Source organism: Bradyrhizobium erythrophlei, from assembly GCF_042430365.1.
In the GTDB taxonomy this organism is placed as follows: domain Bacteria; phylum Pseudomonadota; class Alphaproteobacteria; order Rhizobiales; family Xanthobacteraceae; genus Bradyrhizobium; species Bradyrhizobium erythrophlei.
The window spans coordinates 79,707-102,966 of record NZ_JBHMET010000065.1 but is presented as its reverse complement, the minus strand read 5'-3'; the positions used below and the strand labels follow the sequence as shown (position 1 = coordinate 102,966).

21 protein-coding genes are annotated in these 23,260 nt (G+C 63.2%); 11 read left to right on the top strand and 10 right to left on the bottom strand.

Going from position 1 to position 23,260, the window contains the following annotated elements; all coding sequences use genetic code 11:
• Positions 1–19: 19 nt before the first annotated feature.
• Together ACFFWD_RS12060 and ACFFWD_RS12055 are read left to right on the top strand one after the other, a co-directional pair.
• Entirely contained in the window at positions 20–1,063 is a 1,044-nt protein-coding gene (locus ACFFWD_RS12060; protein WP_376965214.1) for a TRAP transporter substrate-binding protein, read from the top strand.
• Entirely contained in the window at positions 1,060–2,295 is a 1,236-nt protein-coding gene (locus tag ACFFWD_RS12055; protein WP_376965212.1) for a CaiB/BaiF CoA transferase family protein, read from the top strand. Before ACFFWD_RS12060 ends, ACFFWD_RS12055 begins: the two co-directional genes overlap by 4 nt.
• A 3-nt stretch (positions 2,296–2,298) precedes the next feature.
• Here ACFFWD_RS12055 and ACFFWD_RS12050 read toward each other — a convergent pair whose 3' ends face one another.
• From ACFFWD_RS12050 to ACFFWD_RS12010, 9 genes are all read right to left on the bottom strand, one after another.
• Positions 2,299–3,153, bottom strand: a complete 855-nt coding sequence (locus tag ACFFWD_RS12050; RefSeq protein ID WP_376965211.1) for an HpcH/HpaI aldolase/citrate lyase family protein — start codon at positions 3,151–3,153, stop codon at positions 2,299–2,301.
• A gap of 4 nt (positions 3,154–3,157) precedes the next feature.
• A complete protein-coding gene (locus tag ACFFWD_RS12045; RefSeq protein WP_376965209.1) occupies positions 3,158–3,613 on the bottom strand; it encodes a MaoC family dehydratase in 456 nt (151 codons plus the stop codon).
• Complete coding sequence (locus ACFFWD_RS12040) at positions 3,613–4,389, bottom strand: enoyl-CoA hydratase/isomerase family protein (RefSeq protein WP_376965207.1); 777 nt, start codon at positions 4,387–4,389, stop codon at positions 3,613–3,615. Before ACFFWD_RS12040 ends, ACFFWD_RS12045 begins: the two co-directional genes overlap by 1 nt.
• Positions 4,390–4,404: 15 nt before the next feature.
• Positions 4,405–5,610: a CaiB/BaiF CoA transferase family protein gene (locus ACFFWD_RS12035; RefSeq protein WP_376965205.1), complete on the bottom strand. Its 1,206-nt coding sequence runs from the start codon at positions 5,608–5,610 to the stop codon at positions 4,405–4,407.
• A gap of 26 nt (positions 5,611–5,636) precedes the next feature.
• On the bottom strand, positions 5,637–6,353 hold the full coding sequence (locus ACFFWD_RS12030; RefSeq protein WP_376965203.1) for an ABC transporter ATP-binding protein: 717 nt from the start codon (positions 6,351–6,353) through the stop codon (positions 5,637–5,639).
• Positions 6,350–7,108 carry an ABC transporter ATP-binding protein gene (locus ACFFWD_RS12025; RefSeq protein ID WP_376965201.1) on the bottom strand — a complete coding sequence of 253 codons (759 nt, stop codon included), beginning with the start codon at positions 7,106–7,108 and terminating at the stop codon, positions 6,350–6,352. Before ACFFWD_RS12025 ends, ACFFWD_RS12030 begins: the two co-directional genes overlap by 4 nt.
• A gap of 2 nt (positions 7,109–7,110) precedes the next feature.
• A complete protein-coding gene (locus ACFFWD_RS12020) occupies positions 7,111–8,130 on the bottom strand; it encodes a branched-chain amino acid ABC transporter permease (RefSeq protein ID WP_376965199.1) in 1,020 nt (339 codons plus the stop codon).
• The gene (locus ACFFWD_RS12015) at positions 8,127–9,029 is read right to left on the bottom strand and encodes a branched-chain amino acid ABC transporter permease (protein ID WP_376965197.1); all 903 of its coding nucleotides are present in this window, start codon (positions 9,027–9,029) and stop codon (positions 8,127–8,129) included. The genes ACFFWD_RS12020 and ACFFWD_RS12015 overlap by 4 nt, the downstream gene beginning before the upstream one ends.
• Positions 9,030–9,126: 97 nt before the next feature.
• On the bottom strand, positions 9,127–10,386 hold the full coding sequence (locus ACFFWD_RS12010) for an ABC transporter substrate-binding protein (RefSeq protein ID WP_376965195.1): 1,260 nt from the start codon (positions 10,384–10,386) through the stop codon (positions 9,127–9,129).
• Between the two features lie 169 nt (positions 10,387–10,555).
• Here ACFFWD_RS12010 and ACFFWD_RS12005 point away from each other — a divergent pair, with 169 nt between their 5' ends.
• The 9 genes from ACFFWD_RS12005 to ACFFWD_RS11965 all read left to right on the top strand — a co-directional run bounded on the left by ACFFWD_RS12005 (position 10,556) and on the right by ACFFWD_RS11965 (position 21,798).
• Positions 10,556–12,052, top strand: a complete 1,497-nt coding sequence (locus ACFFWD_RS12005) for an AMP-binding protein (protein WP_376965193.1) — start codon at positions 10,556–10,558, stop codon at positions 12,050–12,052.
• Complete coding sequence (locus tag ACFFWD_RS12000; protein ID WP_376965191.1) at positions 12,049–12,699, top strand: TetR/AcrR family transcriptional regulator; 651 nt, start codon at positions 12,049–12,051, stop codon at positions 12,697–12,699. Before ACFFWD_RS12005 ends, ACFFWD_RS12000 begins: the two co-directional genes overlap by 4 nt.
• A complete protein-coding gene (locus tag ACFFWD_RS11995; protein ID WP_376965189.1) occupies positions 12,689–13,462 on the top strand; it encodes an SDR family NAD(P)-dependent oxidoreductase in 774 nt (257 codons plus the stop codon). The genes ACFFWD_RS12000 and ACFFWD_RS11995 overlap by 11 nt, the downstream gene beginning before the upstream one ends.
• A 10-nt stretch (positions 13,463–13,472) precedes the next feature.
• Positions 13,473–15,383, top strand: coding sequence for a flavin-containing monooxygenase (locus ACFFWD_RS11990; protein ID WP_376965187.1), 1,911 nt, complete (start codon positions 13,473–13,475; stop codon positions 15,381–15,383).
• A 518-nt stretch (positions 15,384–15,901) separates the two neighbouring features.
• Complete coding sequence (locus tag ACFFWD_RS11985) at positions 15,902–16,564, top strand: 2-hydroxychromene-2-carboxylate isomerase (RefSeq protein WP_376965185.1); 663 nt, start codon at positions 15,902–15,904, stop codon at positions 16,562–16,564.
• Between the two features lie 230 nt (positions 16,565–16,794).
• The gene (locus ACFFWD_RS11980; protein WP_376965183.1) at positions 16,795–18,333 is read left to right on the top strand and encodes a hypothetical protein; all 1,539 of its coding nucleotides are present in this window, start codon (positions 16,795–16,797) and stop codon (positions 18,331–18,333) included.
• 51 nt (positions 18,334–18,384) lie between these two features.
• Positions 18,385–19,026, top strand: a complete 642-nt coding sequence (locus ACFFWD_RS11975) for a sugar dehydrogenase complex small subunit (RefSeq protein ID WP_376965181.1) — start codon at positions 18,385–18,387, stop codon at positions 19,024–19,026.
• 2 nt (positions 19,027–19,028) lie between these two features.
• Positions 19,029–20,984 carry a GMC family oxidoreductase gene (locus tag ACFFWD_RS11970; RefSeq protein ID WP_376965179.1) on the top strand — a complete coding sequence of 652 codons (1,956 nt, stop codon included), beginning with the start codon at positions 19,029–19,031 and terminating at the stop codon, positions 20,982–20,984.
• A gap of 1 nt (position 20,985) precedes the next feature.
• Positions 20,986–21,798 (top strand): HAD family acid phosphatase, encoded by an 813-nt coding sequence (locus ACFFWD_RS11965; RefSeq protein WP_376965177.1) that lies wholly within the window; start codon positions 20,986–20,988, stop codon positions 21,796–21,798.
• A 49-nt stretch (positions 21,799–21,847) separates the two neighbouring features.
• Here ACFFWD_RS11965 and ACFFWD_RS11960 read toward each other — a convergent pair whose 3' ends face one another.
• The gene (locus ACFFWD_RS11960; RefSeq protein WP_376965173.1) at positions 21,848–23,035 is read right to left on the bottom strand and encodes a twin-arginine translocation signal domain-containing protein; all 1,188 of its coding nucleotides are present in this window, start codon (positions 23,033–23,035) and stop codon (positions 21,848–21,850) included.
• Positions 23,036–23,260: the final 225 nt, after the last annotated feature.

Sequence of the window (23,260 nt, the reverse complement as noted above, 5' to 3'; positions counted from 1 at the left end):
GATGGCCTGGGAGACTCGCATGACATTCCATTCTCGATTGATCAGACATGTCGGCATCGGCGCGGCGCTGCTGGCGGCTTCCGGATCCTCTGCACTGGCCCAGGAGAAGATCACGCTGCGCCTCGCCGACAGCCTGCCGTCCGGTCACGTCATCCACGAACTTGTCGGCAAGCCGTTCTCGGAGCTCGTCACCAAGCTGACCAACGGTCAGGTCACGTTCCAGCACTTCCCGTCAGAGCAGCTCGGGAAGGCCAAGGACATGGCCCAGCTCACCGCCCTCGGTGTGGCCGACGTCTCCTACATCGTGCCGTCCTACTCGTCGGACAAATTTCCGCTGACCGCCGTCGCCGAGCTTCCCGGCATCTTCGACACTGAATGTCGGGGATCACTTGCCTTCTACAAGATCTCGCACAATGGCGGCATCCTCGAAGCCAAGGAATTCGCGCCCAACCAGCTCCGCCCGCTGGTGACGATCGCGCTGCCGGCTTATCAGGTGCAGCTTGCGACCAGCCGCGACGTGAAAACGGCAAAAGATCTGGAAGGCCTGAAGATCCGTACCACCGGCGGCGCCATGGATCTGATGATGCGCTCGATCGGCGGCGTGCCGGTGCGCATGGCGGCCCCCGAGATCTATGAATCGCTGACGCGCGGCACGCTCGATGGGCTGATCTTCTCCTACCAGAGCTCGGTGTCCTACGACTTCGGCAAGATCCTCAAATCCGGCACCGAGGGGCTCAATTTCGGCACCGCGATCTTCACCTATTCGATGGGTGAAGCGAAATTCAAGTCGCTGCCCGAGAACGTGCGCAAGGCGCTGATCGAGGCCGGCGAGCAGACCACGCGCGAAGGCTGCAAGCGCTTCGAGGATGGCGAAAAGGCAGCGACCGAGAAGATCGAGTCGCAGGGAATGAAGGTCATCAGCTTCAGCGCCGACGACAAGAAGGTGTTCGACACGGCCTTCAAGGCCGTTGCGCAGGATTGGGTGAAGGACATCGACAAGCGCGGCAAGCCGGGCACGGACGTGTTCAAGGCCTTCACCGAAGCGCTGGTCGCAAGCCATTGAGCGGCGCGCCGACCGAGGACACGCCATCTGCGCCGGCCGGCCCACTCGCCGGCGTCAGGATCATCGACCTCACCAGCGTGATGATGGGACCCTATGCGACCATGATCCTCGGCGACTACGGCGCCGACGTGATCAAGGTCGAGAGTCCCGACGGCGACGTCATGCGCCACGCTGCCCCGATGCGCCATTCGCGGATGGGCGCGATGTACTTGCAGGGCAATCGCAACAAGCGCTCGATCGTGCTGGATCTGAAGAAGGCCGGCGGCCGCACGACGCTGCTCCGCCTGGCCTCTAACGCCGATGTTTTCGTCCATAATGTCCGCCCAGCCGCCATGGCGCGGCTGAAGCTCGGAGCGGACGACCTGCTCGCGGTCAATCCGGGGCTCATCTACGCCAGCCTGCATGGCTTCGGCGAAACCGGTCCCTATGCCGGACGGCCCGCCTATGACGACCTGATCCAGGGACTAACGGCCCTGCCCGCGCTCACCGGCAGGATCACGGGCGAGCCGCGCTACTCGCCGGCCACCATGGCCGACCGGATTGTCGGCCTCAACGCCGTCCACGCCGTCCTGGCCGCGCTGTTTCACCGGGAGCGGACCGGCGAAGGTCAGGCGATCGAAATCCCGATGTTCGAGACCATGGCGCAGTTCGTGCTGGGCGATCACATGGCGGGCCGAAGCTTCGAGCCGCCGATCGGACCACCGGGATACTCGCGGCTGCTGTCACCGGACCGCCGTCCTTACCAGACCAGCGACGGCTATGTCTGCGCGCTCGTTTACTCCGACAAGCAGTGGAACGCCTTCTTCGCCAAGATCGGCCTTACGAACGAAGCCGATCGCGACCCGCGGCTGAACAGCATTTCGGCGCGAACCCGGAACTACGACTTCGTTTACGACTGGTTCTCGCAGATGATGAAGACCCGCACCACGGCTGAATGGATGGACTTCTTCGAGGACACCGACATTCCGCATGCGCCGCTGCACGACCTCGACAGCCTGATCGACGATCCGCATCTCGCGGCCGTCGGGTTGATCCGGTCGCTGGAGCACCCCACCGAGGGCACTCTGCGCGTCGCGGGCCCCGCGGCGACCTGGAGCAGAACGCCGCCGTCGATTCGGACCCACCCGCCGCGCCTTGGTGAGCACGGTGAGGAGATCTTGCGCGAGGCGGGCGTTGCCGATGCGGAGATTGCGGCCCTCGTCGACGAGGGCGCGCTGATCAAGCCCGATTGACGACTACCGTCCGCGCGAGGCCAGGATCTTTTCGGCGGCCCGCAGATGTGGCTTGTCCAGCATCTTGCCGTCCATCTTGGCGACACCAGACGGATTATCGGCGAACACGGCCACCACCCGCTGTGCCCATTCGACCTCCTCGTCCGTCGGCATGAAGGCCGCGTTGACGATATCGACGTGCTTGGGGTGGATCACGGCCTTGGCGAGGAAGCCGTCCTGGCGCGCTGCGATCGCCTCGGCCTTCAGCGCGTCGAGATCGTTGATGTCGGTTGCGATCGTGTCGATCGCCACCACGCCGGCGGCCGCCGCGCCGATCAGGCAGAGGTCGCGGGCCAGGATGAAGGGGGAGTGATAGCGACCGTCGGTGCGGTTACGCGAGGCGCCAAGAGAGGCTGCAAGATCCTCGGCCCCCCACATCATGCCCCACAGCCGCGGGCTCATGTTCTCGAAATCGAGGATCTTGAGAACAGCTCTTGCCGTCTCGGTGGCCACCGTCACGATCCGCGTACTCCCCTGCTCGATACCCGAGGCGGCCTCAAAGGCATCGAGGTAGAGCGCGAGCTTGTTGACGTCGGCGGCCCCGGCGCATTTCGGCAGCACGATGCCGTCGGGCTTGCCTGGCATCACCGCCGCAAGATCGCCGAGCGTCAAGTCGGTGTCGAACGCGTTGACGCGGATGTAGAGCTTCTGGCCCGGATTGCGCGCATCCAGCATCTGCCGGGTGATACCCCGCGCAACGACCTTCTGGTCCGGCGCAATGGAGTCCTCGAGGTCGAGGATCAGCGCATCCGCGGCGGTCTTCTTCGCGCTCTCGTATTTCCGCGTGCTGTCGCCGGGAACGAACAAGAATGATCGCATCGCCTCACGCCTTCGGTTTGCAATGCATCAGGCCGGTCCGGCGGCAGCTTGCGACCACCTCGCCCCGCTGATTGGTCATGGTGTGCTCAAACTCGACCAGCCCCTGGGTCGGCCGCGACTTGCTGGGGCGCTTGCCGACGATCTTGGTATGCGCCTTCAGGGTATCGCCGTGAAACACCGGCTTTGGGAACTTGACGTCGGTCATGCCGAGATTGCCGACGGTGGTCCCGAGCGTCGTGTCGTACACGCTCATGCCGATCATGATGCCGAGCGTGTAGAGGCTGTTGAACAGCCGTTGGCCATATTCGGTCTTCTCCGAGAAATGCGCGTCGATGTGCAGCGGCTGCGGGTTCATGGTCAGCAGGCTGAACATGGTGTTATCCATTTCAGTCACGGTCCGGCTGAATTCGTGATGGAATTCCTGCCCGACCTCGAACTCTTCAAAATATAATCCGGCCATCAGCGTCCCTTGTAGTTGGGCGTCCGTTTCTCGACGAACGCGTTGAGTCCTTCCTGGCAATCCTCGGTCGATGCGACCACGACGAAGCTTTCGGCCGTGTTCTCGACCGACCGACGGAAATCGGCGTCGACCGCGCGCATCAAGGCGTCGCGGCCGATCTTCATCACGATCGGCGATTTCGCGGCAAGCTTGCGCGCCACCTCGCGGGCGCGGTCGAGTGCCGTCCCCTTCGGGACGACTTCGCTGAGCAATCCCATGCGATAGGCGGTTGCGGCATCGAAAGGTTCGCCAAGGAACAACGGCCCGAAGGCCTGGTGCTTTCCGACCAGCCGCGGCAGCTGCACGAAGTGGATCGCTGGAATCAGGCCGACATCGATCTCGGGATATCCGAAGGTCGAGGCGTCGCCGGCGATGATCATGTCGCAGGATATTGCGATGGTCATGCCGCCGGCCCGCACCGCGCCGTCGATCGCCGCAATCGTCGGCTTGCCCATGCGGTACTGGGTATCGTTCAGCGCGAAATAGAGCCGCTCGAGGAATTGCTTGGTCTCGATCGCGGGCTTGCCTCTGATGATATCGAGATCGAGGCCGGCACAAAACACCTTGTGGGCGCTCCCGACGATGACCGCGCGCACGGCCTCGTCATCCCGCGCCCTGGCCAGCACGGCCAGCAATGCATCGATCAGGGGTATGCTCAGCGCATTGACCGGGGCGCGATCCAGCATGATCTCCGCGATTTGCCCCGAGACTGTGTAACGAACCAGGTTCTCGCTCATGGTGTTCGTCCTCCGCTACTTCTTGGCCTGGCGCACAGCGCCGGATTGCACCAGTTCATCGATCGCCGCGCGATCGTAACCAGCCTCGATCAACACCTGATAGCTGTCCTGTCCAACGTCCGGCGAAGGACAAAGCCGGTCCTCGGACAGGCCAGCAATGCCGGGTGTGCGCGGGCTAAAGACCGGCCCGACACCGGGTGTATCCTGGCATACCGCGGCATTCGTTGCCTCGACATGCGCATTACGCAACCATTCGCCGGGATCGTGAATGCGCTCGGCAATGATATCGGCAGCGTGCAACCGCGTCAGCCAGGCTTCCGTCGGCTGGGTCAGGAAGACCTCGCGCATCTGCGGGATCAGCGCATCGGCGCAGTCAGCGCGCGCGGCAAAATCGGCAAACCGCGGGTCGCTGGCGAGATCGTCGCGGCCGATCGCTGCACACAGGCGCTTGTATTGCGGCTCGTTTACCAATGTCACCATCATCCAGCCGTCCTGCGTCTGATAGGTGCCGGCCGGCACGTTGAGCGCGCGCGGCGCGCCGCCCTCCAGGATGAACTCGGCCACCTTGTGACCCAACAAAGCTGCCGTCGACTGGCAGAGATTGACGTCGATCCAGCGCCCGGTGCCCACCGTCGCCCGCGCGAACAGCGTCGTCGCGATCGCCTGGAAGGCGTAGACCCCGGTCACGACGTCGGAGATCGTGGTGCCGACCCGGTGCGGCACGCCGTCGGCGCCAAGATTGACGGAGACCAGGCCTGAAAAGGCCTGTGCGACCGAATCCGAGCCGGGCCGCTTGGAATACGGCCCGCTCTGCCCAAAGCCGCTGACCGACAGGTAGATCAGGCCGCGATTGTCGTGTGACAGGCTCTCATAGCCAAGCCCGAGCCGCTCGGCGACGCCGGGCCGGAATCCCTCGATCAGGACGTCGGCGTCTCTTGCCAGCCGCCGGGCGATCGCGATTCCGTCCTTGTGCTTCATGTCGAGGCACAGGCTGCGCTTGCCACGGTTGTAGACCGCCGACAGCGTGGTGTGGTTGCCGTAAGTCGTTCCGAGATAGCGCGACCAGTCGCCTTCGGGCGGCTCGACCTTGATCACCTCGGCGCCATAGACCCCGAGCAGCATCGCGCAATAGGGCGAGGCGATGCCCTGCCCGAAATCAAGCACCTTCAGGCCCCGATAAGGCGCCTCATGGGTTGGCGTCAGCTTGCGTTCGCCCACCATTCTTCCTCCCGTCACTGCGAAGAGCCCTACAGCGCCAGATAGCGCTGCCGAATGTTGTCGTTGGCCTTCAACTCTTCGATGGAGGATGTGTAGACGATCTGGCCCTTGTCGATAACCGTCGCGTGGCTCGCAAGGCCAAGGCAAAAATGCATGTTTTGCTCGGCGATCAATACCGTGGCACCGGTGCCGCGGAGCTGCCGAAGTAGTTCGCCGATGCGCTGCACGATAATCGGCGCCAGCCCCTCGCTCGGCTCGTCCAGTAGCAACAGCGCCGGATTGCCCATCAGCGTGCGTGCGATCGCCAGCATCTGCTGCTCGCCGCCGGACAGCCGTCCGGCGATCCGGTAACGCAGCGGCTCCAGCAGTGGAAACACGTCATAGATCCGGCGGATCGACCATTCGTCTTCGCCGTTCGGGCCCTTCTTCTGGCCGATGACCAGATTGTCCTCGACGGTGTGTTCCGGGAACATCTGCCGGTCTTCAGGAACGAAGCCGAGCCCGGCGCGTGCAATGTGGTGGGACTTCATCCCCGACACCACGCTGCCGCGCAAGGTCACCTTGCCGCGGCGTGCCGGCGCCAGCCCCATGATCGCCTTCATGGTAGTCGACTTGCCGGCGCCGTTGCGGCCGAGCAGCGCCATGGTCTCGCCCTGCCGCACCGACAGCCCGACGCCGAACAGGATCTGGCTGGTGCCGTAGTAAACGTCGAGGTCTTCGACCTGGACCACCGGCTGCGCGCTCATGCGACGGCTCCCGCATGGTCCTCGCTGCCGAGATAGGCTTCGATCACCGCATCGTTCTTGCGGATCGCATCGGGCGTGCCGCTTGCCAGGATCCGCCCGTAGCACAGCACGACGATCCGAGGCGCGATCTTGAACACGATGTCCATGTCGTGCTCGATGAACACAACCGTGATCTTCTGCTTCTCCCAGAGCTCGCGCACCTTGTCGATCATGCGCCAACGCTCCTCGGTGCCCATGCCTGCAGTGGGCTCGTCCAGCAACAGCACCTTGGGATCGAGCACCAACGCGAGCGCGATATCGAGCAGCTTCTGGTCGCCATGCGAGAGCGTCGCCGCGGTGCGATTGCGCTTGGTGGCGAGCCCGAGCAGCTCCATCACGTGTTCGGCGCGGTCACGCGTCTCAGCCAGAGGGAAGCTCCGGTGCATCACGCTGGCGCGGCGCTGGTCGGCGCAGACAGCGGCGAGCATCGTCTCCTCCACCGTCAGCGAGGGAAAGATGCTCGCGACCTGGAAGGCGCGCCCGATGCCGTGGCGAACGATCTCCGGCGGCGACTTGCCCGCCATGTCGACGCCGTGGAGGAGGATCTGGCCGGCATCCGGCTTCAGGGCGCCGGTGATGAGGTTGAAGAACGTGCTCTTGCCGGCGCCGTTGGGACCAATCACGGCAGTGAGCGATCCGTCGGCGAAGTCGAGCGAGACGTTGTCCGTCGCCTTGACGCCGCCGAAGGATTTCGAGAGATCGCGGATCTCCAGCATGGCTAGCCCTCAGCCTTGCCGCGACGTTGCGCGTACCATTGGACGACGAAGTCCATCAGGCCCTTGCGCAGGCCGATGGCGAAAAACAGGATCACGACGCCGAGCACGATGCCGTGGTATTCGGTCAGCCGGGTCACGGTGTCGTTAAGCAGCAGCAGCAGCACGGTGCCGACCATCGGCCCAAGGAACGTGGTGACGCCGCCGAGCATGTTGATGAAGATGCCCTCGCCGGAGATGGTCCAATAGGCGAATTCGGGATAGGCGCCGGAGACGAACAGCGTCATGACCATGCCGCCGGTCGAGGCGAACAGCGCCGCAAGCACGAAGATCGTCAGCTTGGCCCGCCAGACGTCGATGCCGATGAAGCTCGCGCGCGTGGCATTGTCGCGGATCATCCGCAAGGTGTAGCCGAACGGCGATTGCGCGATCTGGCGCATCAGGAGCAGCCCGATCACCAAAAGCGCGCAGCTCGCGATGTAGAGATGCAGATGGTTCGACAGGTCGATGCCGAGGAAGGGCGGCCGCGGAATGCCGCCGCGCAGGCCCTGATCGCCGCCGGTCAGCGACACCCAGGACAGGATCGTCGAATGGATCAGCATCTGGAACGCCAGCGTGACGAAGGCGAAATAGATCTCCTTCAACCGCACGCAGATCGCGCCGATGATGGCCGCCACGACGCATGTGATCGCCAACGTGGCGATAAAGGCCACCGGGACCGATACACCGGTCTTCTGCATCAAGAGACCAAAGCCGTAAGCGCCGAGCCCGAAGAACATGCCGTGGCCGAACGAGATCATCCCGCTGTAGCCAACGAGCAGGTTGAGCGACGTTGCGAACAGGCCGTAGGCTGCGCAGCGGATCACGAAATCGAGCAGCAGCTTGCTGCTGAAAATCGCCGGCAGCAGCGCCAGCACGGCAAAGGCGGCGAGTGCAATCAGGACATCACGTTGTCGTCGTGGCCCTACTCCCGCGCGAGACGTTGCGATCGTGCCCGCCTCCTGCCCGGCCTGCAGTTCGGTCATGCGACCTCCTTGCCGAACAGGCCGGTCGGCCGCGATACCAGCACGATCACCATGAACAGATACATCAGCCCCTCGGTGAACAGCGGAAAGCCGAGCGATCCGAACGAGCGGATCAGGCCGATCAGGAGCGCGCCGATCAGCGCGCCCAGGATCGAGCCCATGCCGCCGATCACGGTGACGATGAAGGACTCGATCAGGACCGAAAATCCCATGCCCGGCGTCAACGAGCGGACCGGCGCGGCCAGCGCCCCGGCCAGTCCGGCCAGCATGCCGCCGAGCGCGAACACGCCGCCATAGATCAGCCCGGTATTGATGCCGAGCGCGGACACCATGCCCGGATTATGTGCCGCCGCGCGGATCACCTTGCCGATCCGGCTGCGCGCCAAACCCAGTCCGAGGATCAAGGCCGCTGCCAGCGCGACACCGATCAGCAGCAGATAATAGGGCGGCACCACGCCGCCGGCGATGAAGAGCGGCGGCACCTGGAAGGCGGCCGGCATGCCCATCGACTTGAACTCCGGCCCCCAGATCATGCGCACGACGTCGTCGAAGATCAGCACGAAGGCGTAGCAGACCAGAAGCTGCATCAAGACATCGGCGCCATAGACGCGGCTCATGAATACGCGCTCGAAGATCAGGCCAAGGATCGCCGTTCCGGCGGCGCCACAGAGCATCGCCAATGCGAAGCTGCCGGTGAGCTGGTAGGCGGTCATCGCAAAATAGGCGCCGAACATGTAGAAGGCGCCGTGGCTGAAATTGACGACCTTGAGCACGCCGAAGATCAGCGTCAGGCCGACGGCGACAAGAAACAGCAGCATGCCGATGATGAGGCCGCTGGTGGTTTGCGTCACCAGGCAGGCGGGACTGATGAAACAGCCGGCGAGCGCGTCGAGGTCCACGGGGCGATATCCATTACGGCGGGCCGCAGCGATCGGCGCGCAACTGACGTTCAGTAACGGGCGGAGGCAGCACTACTGCCTCCGCCACGCGGACGGCTCAGGCGTAGCCCTTGCTCTTCTTCCACTCGGCTTCGAGTTCGAGGATGGTCTTCCAGTCGCCGGCCTTGACGTCGGGCACGTAGGGCTCCTGCGGGATCGTGGTGCCCCAGCCGATCGCGTAGCCGATCAGGGTCTGGTCTTCGCCGCGCATCGTTACCGTGCCATCGGCGCCGAACGGGCATTTGACGGTCAGGCCGCGGAGGGCCTCCGCGATCTTCTTGCCGTCCGCGGAGTTCGCCTTTTTCGACGCTTCCGCGATCAGCATGATTGCGGTGGCATTCTCCCACGACCAGTTGGTCGGGTATTCATTGTATTTGGCCTTGTAGGCATCGCCCCATGCCGCGTTCTCCGGCGTCCCCGGGAATGTCTTGATGTAGCGATTGCCGGAGTGGATGCCCTTGGGCAGATTCTTCACCACGGTCAGCGCGGTGTAGTCGGCCATATTGACCGCAAACACCTCCATCTGGCTGAACAGCGCGTAGATGTTGGCCTGGTCGATATAGGACGTGAGATCGCCGCCCCACAGGCACGAGTAGAGCGCTTGCGGCTTGGCCTGCAGGATCTTGGTGACGACTTCGGTGTAATCGGGCTGGAACAGCTTCGGCCAGGAATCGCTGATGATTTCGACATCGGGCGCAAAGCGCTTCAGATAGAGCGTGAACTCTCCGGTGGTGTCGCGGCCATAGGCATAGTCCGGCGAGCAGGTCGCCCACTTCTTCAGACCCTTGGCCTTCGCGATTGCCGCGGCATAGCTGCCGCCGACAATGGAATCGTGCACGCCCTGCCGCGCGGTCCGGAACGCATTGGGGATGTGCTGCTTCGGATCGGCCGTCAGCGCCGACGTCTCCGAGTTGGTGTGGATGCAGAACACGCCGAGGTCGCGGGCAACCTCATGCACCGCAAACGCGCCGGACGAAGCTTCGGCATCGATCAGAAGTTCGCAGCCATCGGTGTTGACGAGCTCACGCGCGACGCGCGCGGCTTCCTGCGGCTGGCCCTTGGAATCGCGGATCACCATCTCGATCTGCCGGCCGGCAAGACCGCCTGCGGCGTTGACCTTCTCAACCTCAAGCAAAACCGCGTTACGCGAAGAGGTTCCGAGCTGCGCGACACGGCCCGACAGGATGGTCGGCATGCCGATCTTGATGGTCTTGGCCTGCGCGCGCGCCACCCACGGCGTCGCGAAGGACACCGCGCCGGCGCCCATCAGCGCGAGAGTCGAGCGGCGGCTGATGCCCGGTTTACGGGTTCTCTTCATTTTCCTCTCCCTGTCGGGTTCGCGTTCCCAAAGTCCCTGCCGGAGATCGTTCCGTCTCCACGGCCACAATGTTTTCAGAGCAAGGGGGGTGACGTCAAGCCAAATATGAACTATGAGTCAGAATTCATCCAGGGAGGAATGGGACCGGAAACCGGCCCCCGAGCAGCGAATGATCAATCTTTCGAGCTTCATCGCGTTTCATGCCCGGCGGACCCCGAACCGCTGTGCGCTGAAATATCGCGGCGAGGATGTCTCCTATGCGAGCTTCGATCTGCAGATCCGGCAGGCCGCCGGCTGGCTCGCCTCACGCGGCATCGGCCCGGGCGACGTCGTCGCCGTCCTGATGAAGAACAGCACGGCCTTCCTCGAACTGGTGTTCGCGACGAGCCACATCGGCGCGGTGTTCCTGCCGATCAACTATCGGCTCGCGGCCGACGAGGTCGGCTACATCGTCGGCAATTCCGGCGCGCGCCTGTTGGTCGCAGACAAGGAGCTTGCGGCGATCGCAACCGGCGGTGCTCCGGTGGTACTGCTCGACGAGGTCGCACAGTCGAGCATCATAAGTCTTGCGCCCGACATCGCGCCGGCGCCGATGCATGTCCGTCAGCCCCGCGACCTGATGCGCCTGATGTACACATCAGGCACGACCGATCGCCCCAAGGGCGTGATGCTCACCTACGAGAATATGTACTGGAAGTCGGCCGACCAGACGCTGGTGCTCGGACTGAATGCCGACACCCGCCTGCTTGTCGTCGGCCCGCTCTACCACGTCGGCGCGCTCGATTTGCCCGGCATCGCCGTGCTCTGGCACGGCGGCATGCTCTGCATTCATCGCCACTTCGAACCCGAACCGGCACTGGCCGCGATCGAGAGAGAGAAGCTCACCGCCGCGTGGTTCGCGCCGGTGATGACAACGGCCCTGCTCACCTGCCCGAACCGCGAACGCTACGATGTCTCCAGCCTCAGATGGGCGATCGGCGGCGGCGAGAAAACGCCGGAGGCACGCATCCGCACCTTCTCGGAGTATTTCACCAATGCACGCTACATCGACGCCTACGGCCTGACCGAGAGTTGCGGCGGCGACACCTTCATGGAGCCCGGCCGCGAGATCGAGAAGATCGGCTCGACCGGCCGCGCCATCGCCCATGTCGAAATCGAAATCCGCGACGATGACGGCAGGCGCCTGCCCGCGGGCCAGAACGGCGAGATCTGCCTGCGCGGCCCGAAGGTGACGCAGGGTTACTGGAAGGACCCCGAGAAGACAGCCTCCGCCTTCTTCGGCGACTGGTTCCGCACCGGCGACATCGGCTATCTCGACCAGGACGGCTTCCTGTATCTGACTGACCGCAAGAAGGACATGATCATCTCGGGCGGCGAGAACATCGCCTCCTCCGAGGTCGAGCGCGTGATCTACGAAATGCCCGAGGTGCGCGAGGTCGCCGTGATCGGGCTTCCCGACGGCCGCTGGGGCGAGAGGCCGGTCGCAATCGTGGTGCTCGCGGATGGCGCGACGCTGACGCTGCCCGCCCTCGCCGATCACTGCCGCGAACGTCTCGCCGGCTTCAAAGTGCCGAAGCAGCTGATCATCCGCGACAGCCTGCCGCGCAATCCATCCGGAAAGGTACTCAAGCGCGTCCTACGCGCCGAACTCGAGGCCACCATATGACGCAATCAACATCGGCCAAGGTGGCAAAGCTCAACCGCGTCGAGCGCAACGCCTGGACCAAGCAGAAGATCTTCGACGCCGCGACCAAGGTCGTCGGCAAGTACGGCTATGCCGAGGCGTCCGTCGCCCGCATCACCGAGGCCGCCGGCGTCGCGCAGGGCACCTTCTACAATCATTTCGAGAACCGGCAGGAGCTGCTCGATCAGCTGCTGCCGAAGATCGGCTTCGACATGGTGCGCTTCATCCGCGAGCGGACAGGCACCGCAGAGGCCGCGCGACAGGAGATCGAGCGCTTCAGCGCCTTCTTCGACTTCATCCTGGAGGTGCCCGAGTTCCTGCGCATCCTCAACGAGGCCGAGTTCTTCGCGCCGATCGGCTACCAGAAGCACTTCGACAACATCTCGAGCGCCTATGTCCGCATCCTCAGGCGCGCGCGGACCGCGGGAGCGATCATTGACTACAGCGACGAAGAGTTCGAGGCCACCGTTCAGGTGTTGATGGGCGCGCGCGGCTATCTCAGCCGCCGCTATTCCTATTCCGAGCACGGCGTCACCGCAGTGCCCGACTATGTCATCTCCGCTTACCGGAAGCTGATCACACGCGGCTTGTTCAACCCTGCCGACAAGGACAACAACCATGACCGCTGACGGCACCATCCTCATCACCGGTGGCAGCCGCGGCATTGGCGCTGCGACCGCGACCCTGCTCGCCGAGCACGGACAGCGTGTCGTCATCGTCGATATCGCGCCGGAGCCGCTTGTCGGAACCAACGCCATCCTTTGGCCGGCACCGTTCGACGTTGCCAGCGAGAGCGCCGTGGTCGCCGGCGTTGCCGACATCGAGAAAGCGCACGGCCCGATCACAGGCCTCGTCAATGCGGCCGGCGTGTTCGGCAAGATGCACTCCATCGACAGGGTGCGGATGGAGCAATGGGACCGCGAGGTCAATATCGATCTGCGCGGCACATTCCTGGTCGCACGCAGCGTCGGCGTCGGGATGGCGAAACGTCGGCATGGTGCGATCGTCAACGTCGCGTCCGTCGCCGGCATGACCTCGGGCCCGATCCACGCGTATACCGCGGCGAAGGCCGGCGTCATCCAGATCACGCAGACGCTCGCCGCTGAATGGGGCCGTGCCGGCGTGCGCGTCAACGCGGTGTCACCTGGCTTCACGCGGACTGTGGCGCTCGAAGCCGGCATCGCGTCCGGCGCACTAGACAGGGACCTGCTCGCGCGCCCGACTGCCATGAATCGCCTGGTCGAGCCGGTCGAGGTAGCGCAGGCGATCGCCTGGCTGCTCTCGCCGCTGAGCAGCGGTGTGACCGGCATCAACCTCCCGGTCGATGCCGGCTACATCGCAGGTACCACCTGGGCCGCCTATGGCGGAATGCCGGACGCGCCGGCCATCTGAGGACAGCATCATGAACATCGGAATCCCGCGCAAGACCCTCGACCTGTCGTCCGCAATCGCGGAAGGCGACATCCGCGTGCTGCTGATGGTGCTGGTCCACATGACCGGCGACGAGAAATGGCTGGGGCCGCCCTACAAGCCGAAGCGCGACGTCCGCCTGATCCCCGATCCCGACGCCGGCGTGCCCCAGGAGATCCAGGACGAAATTCGCGCGGCGGTCCTGAACCTGTTCGCGAACGGCACGCCCAAGCCCGTGATCGGCGACCCCGGCGACGAGCTGATGCTCAAGATGATGCGGGCGACGCTCGGCGAGAACGTGGCGCCCGAATACGCGCCGCTGATGCGCGAGGAGATGGCTTTCGTTCCACGCGACGTCCGCTGGCAGAAGCGCCCTTCCGACGAGACGCTGGCGCAGCAGCATGTGCTGATCGTCGGTGCCGGTGTCTGCGCGATCGCGCTCGGCGTTGCGCTCGGGCGCCTCGGCATCCCCTACACGATCGTCGAGAAGGAGGACGAAATCGGCGGCACCTGGTACGTCAACCGCTATCCCGGCTGCGGCGTCGATACCCCGAACCACTCCTATTCCTTCTCGTTCGGTGCGCGCAATCCGTGGACGCGCTACTTTGCCCCGCGCCAGGAATTGCTCGATTACCTGCTCAAGGTCGTGCGCGAATACGACATCCGCAGGAATGTCCGCCTCAACACCGAGCTCGTCGCGTCACGTTGGGATGAGGGCAAACGGCGCTGGATCTCGACACTGAGAACCGACAACGGCGAGGAAACGTTCGAATCGACCGCGCTGGTCAGCGCGATCGGCCAGCTCAACGACCCCTCACCGGCACGTTTCAAGGGCGATGAGGATTTCAGCGGCGTGAAGGTCCACTCGGCGCTGTGGTCGGACGACATCAAGCTCGATGGCAAGCATGTCGCTGTCATCGGCACCGGCGCCACCGCGATGCAGCTCGTGCCCTCGATCGCCGATCGCGTGGCTTCGGTCACGGTGTACCAGCGCACCGCGCAATGGGCGCGTCCCGTGAAGGGCTATTCCGACCCGATCGCCGAGGGCGCGCAATGGCTGCTGGCGCATCTGCCATTTTATGTGCAGTGGTATCGCTTCAACATGTTCTGGCGTTACGGCGATGGGCTATTGCCATTCCTGCGCAAGGATCCCGCCTGGCCGCACCCGGATCGCGCCGTCAACAAGGGCAATGACCGGCATCGCGAGGAGCTGACCGATTTCATCCTGTCGGAGCTCAAGGAGCGTCCGGACCTGATCGAGAAGTGCGTGCCGACCTATCCGCCCTACGGCAAGCGCATCCTGCTCGACAACAACTGGTTCAGGACGTTGACCAAACCCAATGTCGAGCTCGTCACCGACAGGATCGACCATTTTGCGCGTGACGGAATCGTCAGCGCCGACAGCAAGCTACGGCCACACGACATCATCGTGATCTCGACCGGGTTCAAGGTCTCGGAGATGGCAGCACGGCTCAATATCACCGGGCGCGACGGCAAGAACCTGAAACAAGCCTGGCGCCATGACAACCCGACCGCCTATCTCGGTCTCACGGTGCCCGACTTTCCCAACCTGTTCCTGATGCTCGGACCGAATTCAGGTCCGGCACACGGCGGCAGCGTCATCTTCCAGTCGGAGTGCCAGAGCCGCTACATCTCCGCGTGCCTGGTCGAGATGATCGAGAAAGACATCGCTGCGATCGACGTGCGTCCCGACGCGCATGATCAATATGTCCGCAAGGTCGATGCCGAACATGAGCAGTTGATCTGGACTCACCCGGGCATGACGACTTACTACCGCAACAGTCAGGGTCGGGTGTTCTCGGCGATGCCGTGGCGGTTCGTCGACTACTGGAAAATGACCCACGACCCCGATTTCAGCCAGTACCGTCAGACCAAGGTCTGACGGGAACTCGGCCAGAAATGGCAGCCTCCTTAACTTGACAGGAGGCCATATCTGCCGCAGCCTTTCGCTAACTGCACCTGTTGGGGTGCCGGAGCGCTAGCTCCCCGCGTCGCAGGAATTGACGTCCGATTATGGAATCGGGCGGCAGGCAGGTAGAAGCGGACGGACGTCCGTCGGGCCACTCTTGGAGAGGAGCATGACGCCACCGGGCATTAGCCTGCGGCCTTGCTCTACGGCAAGGTCTCGGCGCAGCTAGAGGTGAACAGCAGCTGCTAACCGTGTTGCGCCGTCGACAATTTGAGTACATCTGCAGGACAAGAGCGCAAGGCCAAGCGCTTGTAAGTCCCCAAAGTCTACTGGTGTCTACCAGAACGCCTTCGCTAAAACGAAGAAGCAGGGCCCCGCGAGATGCTTGAATGCACCGGGGCCCATTCGTTTGGATCGCGGGATCCAGTCCCCTCGCATTGCCTCACCGCTTCGGATCGGAAACAATCGCCCGACGCCGATGAGGACGGACAATGCAAAAGCCGCGGGTACGAATCTACACCGACTACAAGAGCCCCTACGCGTACGTCGCCAACAAGCGGCTGTTCGAGCTCGAGGACAGGTACGGCGTCGAGTTGGAATGGTTGCCCTATACGCTGCGCATCCCCGAATTCATGGGCACCGTGGAAGAGCGCACGCCGCACTTCTGGCGCAAGGTCCGCTACTCCTACATGGATGCGCGGCGGTTCGCCAACGCGCAGGGTCTCGTCATGAAGGGCCCGCGTCGAATCTATGACGCGTTCTATTCGAGCGCTGGAATGCTGTATGCCCAGCGTCACGATTTGTTTCGGCCCTATCACGATACTGTGTTCCGGCGGTTCTGGAGCCACGACCTCGAGATCGACGACCTCACCGACATTTGCGGAGTGATCACCGCGATCGGCGGCTCCGCAGGCGACTTCGAGGCTTACGTTCGCGGCCCTGCCCGTGCCGAACATGACCGCATCATCGAGGAAGCCGAAGCGCTCGGCGTGTTCGGTGTACCGACCATGGTGTTCAACGGAGAGCTGTTCTGGGGCGGTGATCGCATCGACATGCTGATCGAGCAGATTCAGAACCCGGACACGATTGCGACCGCGCTCGGCAGCCGGCACCGGACATTGCAAGCCGCTCACGGATCGGACTCCGGCGGCTAGGAAAGCCAGCGGTTCCCGCCAACCATCCCCCTGCTACAACCTGCTCGCGCGGTCTGCCCGATTGCCGGGAGGACCCTTGACTTGGGGCATAATAACGATACAACTTGAGGATGCGTTCAATTTGGCGCGCATTGTGAGGTGGGCGAGAATACTTCGCTCCGATCACCTCAAGTTAGTTCGTTCAAAATCTTTCAGATACTCGCCTGCCTTGAGATTAGAGGGGTGAGACAATGATACGCCGCAGCGGATTTTTGGCGCTTCAGTCGGTCGGTCTTTTCGCACTCGCCATGATCATCGGCACAACGCCTGCCCAAAGCCAGGCGGCCGCGACGCAATGCAATACACTGAGCGATACCGATCCAAAGTCGCCGGACAGGAACAATCCGATCCTCACGCCGATCGATGCGACAACCAAGAATGCCATTTTGACGTCCGGCCTCCCCTGCGCGGAAGTCATGACCGACAAGGGACCGGAAAAGACCGGGGTCGAAAACCGTCAACGCGGCTTCGACTTCTATTCGTGGCGAACTTTCATCGCGCTCAGCGCGCCGGCCGCCAACCCGAAGGACATCGAGAGCGGTCAGCCGAATTCGAAGACATTTTGGGAAGACTCCAACAACTTCATTCCGCTGCTCAGCGTAATGCTGCCGGGCGGCGTGGAGCCGAAGTGGAATCCCGCCGAGCGCAGCGTTCCGCTCGCATGCCAGGCCCTTCATGCGCTCCATCCCGAGCGGATGGTCGTGAAAATGATCGAGGAGAGCTTCAACCAACCGTTCAAGACCGGCCCGCTGATCGATCAGCGCAACAACTACGCGATCTTCGACATCCTGATGAACAAGGTGATGTTCGACTACATCGTCAAGAACAAGCTCTACAGCCGCGCCGGACAGATGAGCGACGATAACGCCGCGCGGCGCATCGACTTCAGGCCGGCCAACAACGCCACCAACGAAATCGGCGCGATCATGTTGAAGGTCTCGTGGAGGATTCTCACTCCCGACGACAACAAGAACAAGTTCCATCATGTCGACGCCCTGGTGGCGATGCCCGCCACCGAGGACGCACAGAACGACCCGCCCTGCCTCGAGCGCACGCTGGGACTGGTCGGCATCCATGTGGTGCACAAGACCAAGGACCGCCCGCAATGGATATGGACCTCGTTCGAGCACGTCGACAACGTCCCGGAACAGAAGGACGTCGACGCCCGCGACGCCGATCCGGCCGGTCACAAGCTGAACGCGAGCTACAATTTCTATGACCCGTCGTGCCGGACCGACAAATGCCCGGTCAACGAGACGCCGCCACGACCGTGGGACCCCGATCCCCTCGATCGCCTGCAGTTCCGCAAGACTGCCGATGGAAAGGTGCTGTTCAACAGCCAGATTACTCGCGTCGTGCCGTTGACCGAGGCAACCAAGCGCATGAACCGTCAGTTCCAGGCACTGCTCGGCAACACCGTGTGGCAACATTACATGCTGATCGGCACGCAGTGGCCGAGCTCGTTCCCATGCAACGCGGACAAGGCACCTGCGGGCACCAGCGACGAGCGCACCGACTTCGAAAAGCAGCCGGACATGAATTGCGTGCCGGCGCCGCCCTTCATGGCGAATTCGACGCTGGAGACTTTCAGCCAGGGCGACGTCCCGCAGGCCTCGTCGAGCTGCATGGGCTGCCATGGCAATGCCACCAGCTATGTCCGGCCGAAGCAGCCGAACGACGTCTATTTCAGCCAATCGGATTTCACGTTCATGCTCGAGAAGGCACGCTGAGGCTTTCCCCGGCGTCGAACGATCGCTGGTTGACATTGAAGGATCGCAACGATGAGCACGTCAATCGACAGGACACCGGCGCGGCACGACGATGATCGCAGCCCGCATCTGACGCGACGCACCGTGCTGGCGGGCGCCGCGGCCACAACCGCCGCCGTGACGCTTGGCGGCGAACCGGCAGCGGCCCTCGACCTGTTCAGCGCCGACATGGTCGCCTTCAACAACCTGTCGTCCGCGCTGACAGGGATCCACGTCGAGAAGCTCGCACCCGTTACCGACGCGCTCGATCTGAAGCGGGACTATTTCGATTGGGTCATGAAGCAGCAGCGAGAGTCCTTCATGGCCCTGCTGCAGATTGCCAAGGCGAATGCCGCGACACCGCAAGCGATCATCGACAAGTCGCAGGCAAGCGACGACACAAGGTACCTCGCGCGCAGCATCGTGCTGATGTGGTATCTCGGCGCCTGGTATGAGCCTGCGGATCTGAAGCGCCTGGTCGACGCGCGAAAGGATGCCAAGCCGGCGTTTGTCCCCTTCACCGTCATCTCGCCGAAAGCCTACACGCAGGGCTGGCTGTGGCGTGTCATCCAGGCCCATCCGATGGGCTACAGCGACATGCAGTTCGGATACTGGACGCGGCCGCCGGAACCGCTCGAAGACTTCATCAGCCGCACCGCCATCAAGGGGACCTGATCATGGCCAACGACGACATCGACGTCGTGATCGTCGGGTCCGGTTTCGCCGGCGCGTTGATCGCAATCGAGCTCGCCAAGCGGGGCAAGCGGATCGTGATCCTGGAAGCCGGCGCCAAGGTCCCCTCCGACATCAACGGCTATATGGGCCGCTTCTACAAGGCCTCGGCCAAGGTGCCCGAGAGCCCCTACACGCCGACGATGTTCGACGCCAACGGCCAGTTCAGCGAGGCGCTGAACGATCCGGCGAAGGTCCCCGCGGGACGGCCGACCGTGATGACGCTCGGAGCCGCGACCTGGGCCAAGCCGGAAAAGGCCTATTTCGTCCAGAACGAGAAGCGCGAGGACAGCCAGCCCAACACGCCGTTCGGCAGCACCTATGAGCGCGTGGCCGGCGGGACCGGGCACTGGCTCGGCACCAGTCTGCGCTTCGTGCCGAACGACTTCATGATGAAGACGCTCTACGGCGCGTCCGAGCCCGATTTCGTCGACTGGCCGATCGGCTACGACGATCTGGTCGACTGGTACGGCAAGGCCGAGGCCGAGCTCGGCGTTTCCGCCGACGTCGAGGACCAGAAATATCTCGGCATCTATTTCTCGGACAACTACCCACGCTATCCGATGCCGCGGATTCCGGAATCGCTGACCGACCGCGCGATCCGGCAGGCGCTGAAGAACCTGTCGCCTTCCGATACCCAGTTCCTGGGCATGCAGACACCGCCGACCGAGATCCCGGTTCGCGGCACGCCGGCCGCCCGCAATTCGCAGCCCTATCGCAACCGGCGCGCGTGCGCCGGCAACACCAACTGCATCCCGATCTGCCCGATCCAGGCCAAGTATGATCCGACCATCACGCTCAACGAAGCGCTCAACCATCACAACGTGACGATGATGAGCCACACGGTGGCGTCCGAGATCGTGGTCGACGGCACCGGCCGGATCAGCGAGGTCAAGTTCATTCGCTATGGCATCGACACCGACATCAGGCAGGGGACGCTACAGAACCTGCGCAGGACCGAAGGTTCGATCAAGGCCAAGATCTTCGTCATCGCCTGCAATGCGATCGAGACCGCGCGTCTTCTCCTGATGTCGAGGAACGATGCACTGCCGAACAAGACCGTCGCCAATCGCAGCGGCATGGTCGGCCGCTGCCTGATGGACCACCCCTATTACGTCGCCTGGGGCATCGCCAAGGATCCCGTGTTCCCGTATCGCGGCCCGCTCATCACATCCGGGATCGAAGACCTGCGCGACGGCCCGTTCCGCGACAAGCGCGGCGCCTTCCGCGTCGATCTCGGCAATGAGGGCTGGAACTTCGTGGTTGCGGGCGGCGCGGTCGGCGGCGATCCCAACATCACCGCGATCGATTTCATCAACGGCGTCAACCGCAGCGGCCTCAACGCGGACGGCAACACCGGCAAGGGACTGTTCGGCCAATCCCTGATCACGACATTGAACTCGACCTTCTCGCGCCAGTTCCGCATCGGCTTCCTGATCGAGCAGACCCCCGACCCGCATAATCGCGTGACGCTGGCCAAAGAAACCGACGGCCTCGGCCTGCCGCGGCCGAAGATCGCCTACAACATCTCGCCCTATGCCAAGCGCGGCATCGTGGCGGCAAAGCAGCTCCAGGACCTCCTGTTCAAGCGCATGGGCGCAACCGAGAAGCGCTTCGACTTCACCGAGGTCGCCGACGACGACCCCACCCGGTTCGATGCCGAGATCGGCGGCAAGCTGGTGAAGTTGAACTACATGGGCGCGGGCCACCTCATGGGCACCTATCGCATGGGATCCGACCCCAACCAATCCGTGGTGGACTCCTTCCAGCGCTCGCACGACCACGACAACCTCTATCTGGTCGGCAGCGGCACCTTCCCGAGCGGCGCGACCGCCAACCCCACCCTGACCTTGGCTGCGCTTGCGCTGCGCACCGCGGAGCGAATTGGCAAGAGGATTTGACATGTTCGTTTCTCGATCCGCGCGCCTGCGCTCGGATGTGCCTCCGCGGAGCCGTCTCGGACCAGCGTTGCACGCGGCGACGTTCGCTGCCCTGTTGATGTTTCCCGTGCCGCAGAGCGTCCGCGCCGAGGACTGCCCTCCGCTGCGGGAACCGCGCATCCCGGCAATTCCCGGACCGGTCGACCAGATCGATCCGACCAATATCGACAAGGTCAAGAAGCAGCTCAATGCATACAAGGCCGGCAACTATGATTACGACGTTTCCGCTGTTATCGCCGACGCCCGGGTCTATATCGACCGCCGCATGGCGCAGTCGGTGGCAAAGCCGGCCGTCGTGCTCGATATCGACGAAACCTCGCTGTCGAACTGGCCGAACCTCAAGGCCGACGATTTCGGCTTCTTCCTCGATGTCGATTGCAAATCCGGCGAGCTGCCATGCGGGTTCAATAACTGGGTGATGATGGCCGCCGCGCCCCCGATTCAGCCGACGCTGCAGTTCTTCAACTATCTCGCATCCCGGAATATCCCCGTCTTCTTCATCACCGGCCGGCGCGACAAGCAGCGCGCCAAGACCGAAGAGAACCTGGCAGCCGCCGGCTTCAAGGGCTGGGCGCGGCTGGTGACCCGGCCCGACGACGACAATGGCGGCTCGCTCGTGCCCTTCAAGAGCGGCGAGCGCGAGAAGATCGAGAAGGAGGGCTACACGATCCTTGCCGACATCGGCGACCAGCGCAGCGATATCGAAGGCAATGCCACCGGCACGCACTTCGAATGCGCCTTCAAGATCCCCAATCCGTTCTACTTCATCCCCTGATGTAACGACGGCGCGAAAACGCCGTCGCATGACAGCGGCCTCATTCGCCTCACAGCTTGTGCGGCGAGCCACGGTAACCTTCGACGTCGACATATTCGAAGAATTTTTGTGCTTCGATCAGGCATTCCTTGTTGGTCAGCACCCGTTTCGCCGGATCGTCGGGCAACGGGTCCTGGACCGGGAAGCGATAGCTTTCGAATTGCAGCTGAAGACCATCGAGGTTCGCCGCGCCCGCCTTGAAGATGTCGTAGGCATCGTCGGTGCACAGGAACGAGGTGATCGACGGGTCGCGATCGGTGATACCAGCCGAACTGAAGAACGGCTCACTGCCTTGGTTCATTTTCTTGATGAAGGCCAGATTGCCCTGGTTTAGCCGGTCGAACTCGGCGAGTCCGACCTTCGATCCTGGAATTGGAACCGGCGCACCCGCGACGCTGCCGATGACGTTGCCGTCCTTGTCCTTGATCGGTGTACGGTTGGCCAGATTGTACATGATGTTGCCGATCTTGTAGGCCGTGAAATCGTTCTGCATGTAGACGATCTGCTTCACGCCGGCGAGCGACATCACCCCCGAACACTGCGCGCAGGATTCAAGCGACGTGTACAGCGTCACTTCGCTGAGCAACGCGGCGTGAGGTTTGGCGTCGACATGCGGCCCGGTCTTCCAGCTGTCGAAGATATCGGTCAGGCTGAACAATCGACGCACCAGTCGCGATTCCGCGTGCTCCGCCGTGCTTCGGAAGAAGGCGTTGTGGTTGAAGTCGAAGTCGATGATGTGACCGAGGCCGTCGACCGCGACACAGGCGATGTTGTGGCCGAGATAGCGATCCCAGGAGATATGGCTGCGGTCAGTGCGTTCATTGAGATCGCCGCGATAGCGATTGGGTATGGCCGGATCGAGCTGCCTGGCGCGCTGAGGATAACTTCCGATCGGGCCGTTCTTGTTGCCGTTCCAGAACCGCAGGATCAGCTTCATCAGGAGGTAGCTGTAGATCCGATGCCGCTCCTGGCTCTCGGGCCGCTCCAGCTCCCTTGCATCCTGGCCGTAATCGACGTGGACGAGCTCGCCGAGCGGCTTGCTCCAGTAGCGCTGCAGCGGGTCCTGCTGGTCAAAGCCGGGACCAAGGGGATCGGCCGGCTGTGCCGCGGCCATCGACGTCGCGCCGGCCAGCGCGCCGGTGGCTCCCGCGGTGGTGACGATGAAATCGCGCCGATTCAGTTTATCGCTGTCGCTCATCGACACCTCCCCCTGCAATCCTGGACGGGGCTCATCGAAATCGCCGCCTGGGAACCCTGCAGCGATCCGCTCAAATTCATCGCGATCAAAATGCGGCGCGAGGGCATCCCGCCTCTCGCGCAACTATCGTTTCTATCACCCTATGGTTGTCAAGGAAAGCATCGTCGGGCGGAGATGCCGAAGCAACCGTCGTTTCAATTCTGTTTACCCTCCTTGGCTAGCCTT

Excerpts from the sequence above, each read along its gene's own strand:
- ACFFWD_RS12060 (WP_376965214.1), top strand. The coding sequence starts at position 20 with ATGACATTCCATTCTCGATTGATCAGACATGTCGGCATCGGCGCGGCG.
- ACFFWD_RS12050 (WP_376965211.1), bottom strand. The coding sequence starts at position 3,153 with ATGCGATCATTCTTGTTCGTTCCCGGCGACAGCACGCGGAAATACGAG.
- ACFFWD_RS12045 (WP_376965209.1), bottom strand. The coding sequence starts at position 3,613 with ATGGCCGGATTATATTTTGAAGAGTTCGAGGTCGGGCAGGAATTCCAT.
- ACFFWD_RS12040 (WP_376965207.1), bottom strand. The coding sequence starts at position 4,389 with ATGAGCGAGAACCTGGTTCGTTACACAGTCTCGGGGCAAATCGCGGAG.
- ACFFWD_RS12035 (WP_376965205.1), bottom strand. The coding sequence starts at position 5,610 with ATGGTGGGCGAACGCAAGCTGACGCCAACCCATGAGGCGCCTTATCGG.
- ACFFWD_RS12030 (WP_376965203.1), bottom strand. The coding sequence starts at position 6,353 with ATGAGCGCGCAGCCGGTGGTCCAGGTCGAAGACCTCGACGTTTACTAC.
- ACFFWD_RS12025 (WP_376965201.1), bottom strand. The coding sequence starts at position 7,108 with ATGCTGGAGATCCGCGATCTCTCGAAATCCTTCGGCGGCGTCAAGGCG.
- ACFFWD_RS12020 (WP_376965199.1), bottom strand. The coding sequence starts at position 8,130 with ATGACCGAACTGCAGGCCGGGCAGGAGGCGGGCACGATCGCAACGTCT.
- ACFFWD_RS12010 (WP_376965195.1), bottom strand. The coding sequence starts at position 10,386 with ATGAAGAGAACCCGTAAACCGGGCATCAGCCGCCGCTCGACTCTCGCG.
- ACFFWD_RS12005 (WP_376965193.1), top strand. The coding sequence starts at position 10,556 with ATGATCAATCTTTCGAGCTTCATCGCGTTTCATGCCCGGCGGACCCCG.
- ACFFWD_RS12000 (WP_376965191.1), top strand. The coding sequence starts at position 12,049 with ATGACGCAATCAACATCGGCCAAGGTGGCAAAGCTCAACCGCGTCGAG.
- ACFFWD_RS11995 (WP_376965189.1), top strand. The coding sequence starts at position 12,689 with ATGACCGCTGACGGCACCATCCTCATCACCGGTGGCAGCCGCGGCATT.
- ACFFWD_RS11990 (WP_376965187.1), top strand. The coding sequence starts at position 13,473 with ATGAACATCGGAATCCCGCGCAAGACCCTCGACCTGTCGTCCGCAATC.
- ACFFWD_RS11985 (WP_376965185.1), top strand. The coding sequence starts at position 15,902 with ATGCAAAAGCCGCGGGTACGAATCTACACCGACTACAAGAGCCCCTAC.
- ACFFWD_RS11980 (WP_376965183.1), top strand. The coding sequence starts at position 16,795 with ATGATACGCCGCAGCGGATTTTTGGCGCTTCAGTCGGTCGGTCTTTTC.
- ACFFWD_RS11975 (WP_376965181.1), top strand. The coding sequence starts at position 18,385 with ATGAGCACGTCAATCGACAGGACACCGGCGCGGCACGACGATGATCGC.
- ACFFWD_RS11970 (WP_376965179.1), top strand. The coding sequence starts at position 19,029 with ATGGCCAACGACGACATCGACGTCGTGATCGTCGGGTCCGGTTTCGCC.
- ACFFWD_RS11965 (WP_376965177.1), top strand. The coding sequence starts at position 20,986 with ATGTTCGTTTCTCGATCCGCGCGCCTGCGCTCGGATGTGCCTCCGCGG.
- ACFFWD_RS11960 (WP_376965173.1), bottom strand. The coding sequence starts at position 23,035 with ATGAGCGACAGCGATAAACTGAATCGGCGCGATTTCATCGTCACCACC.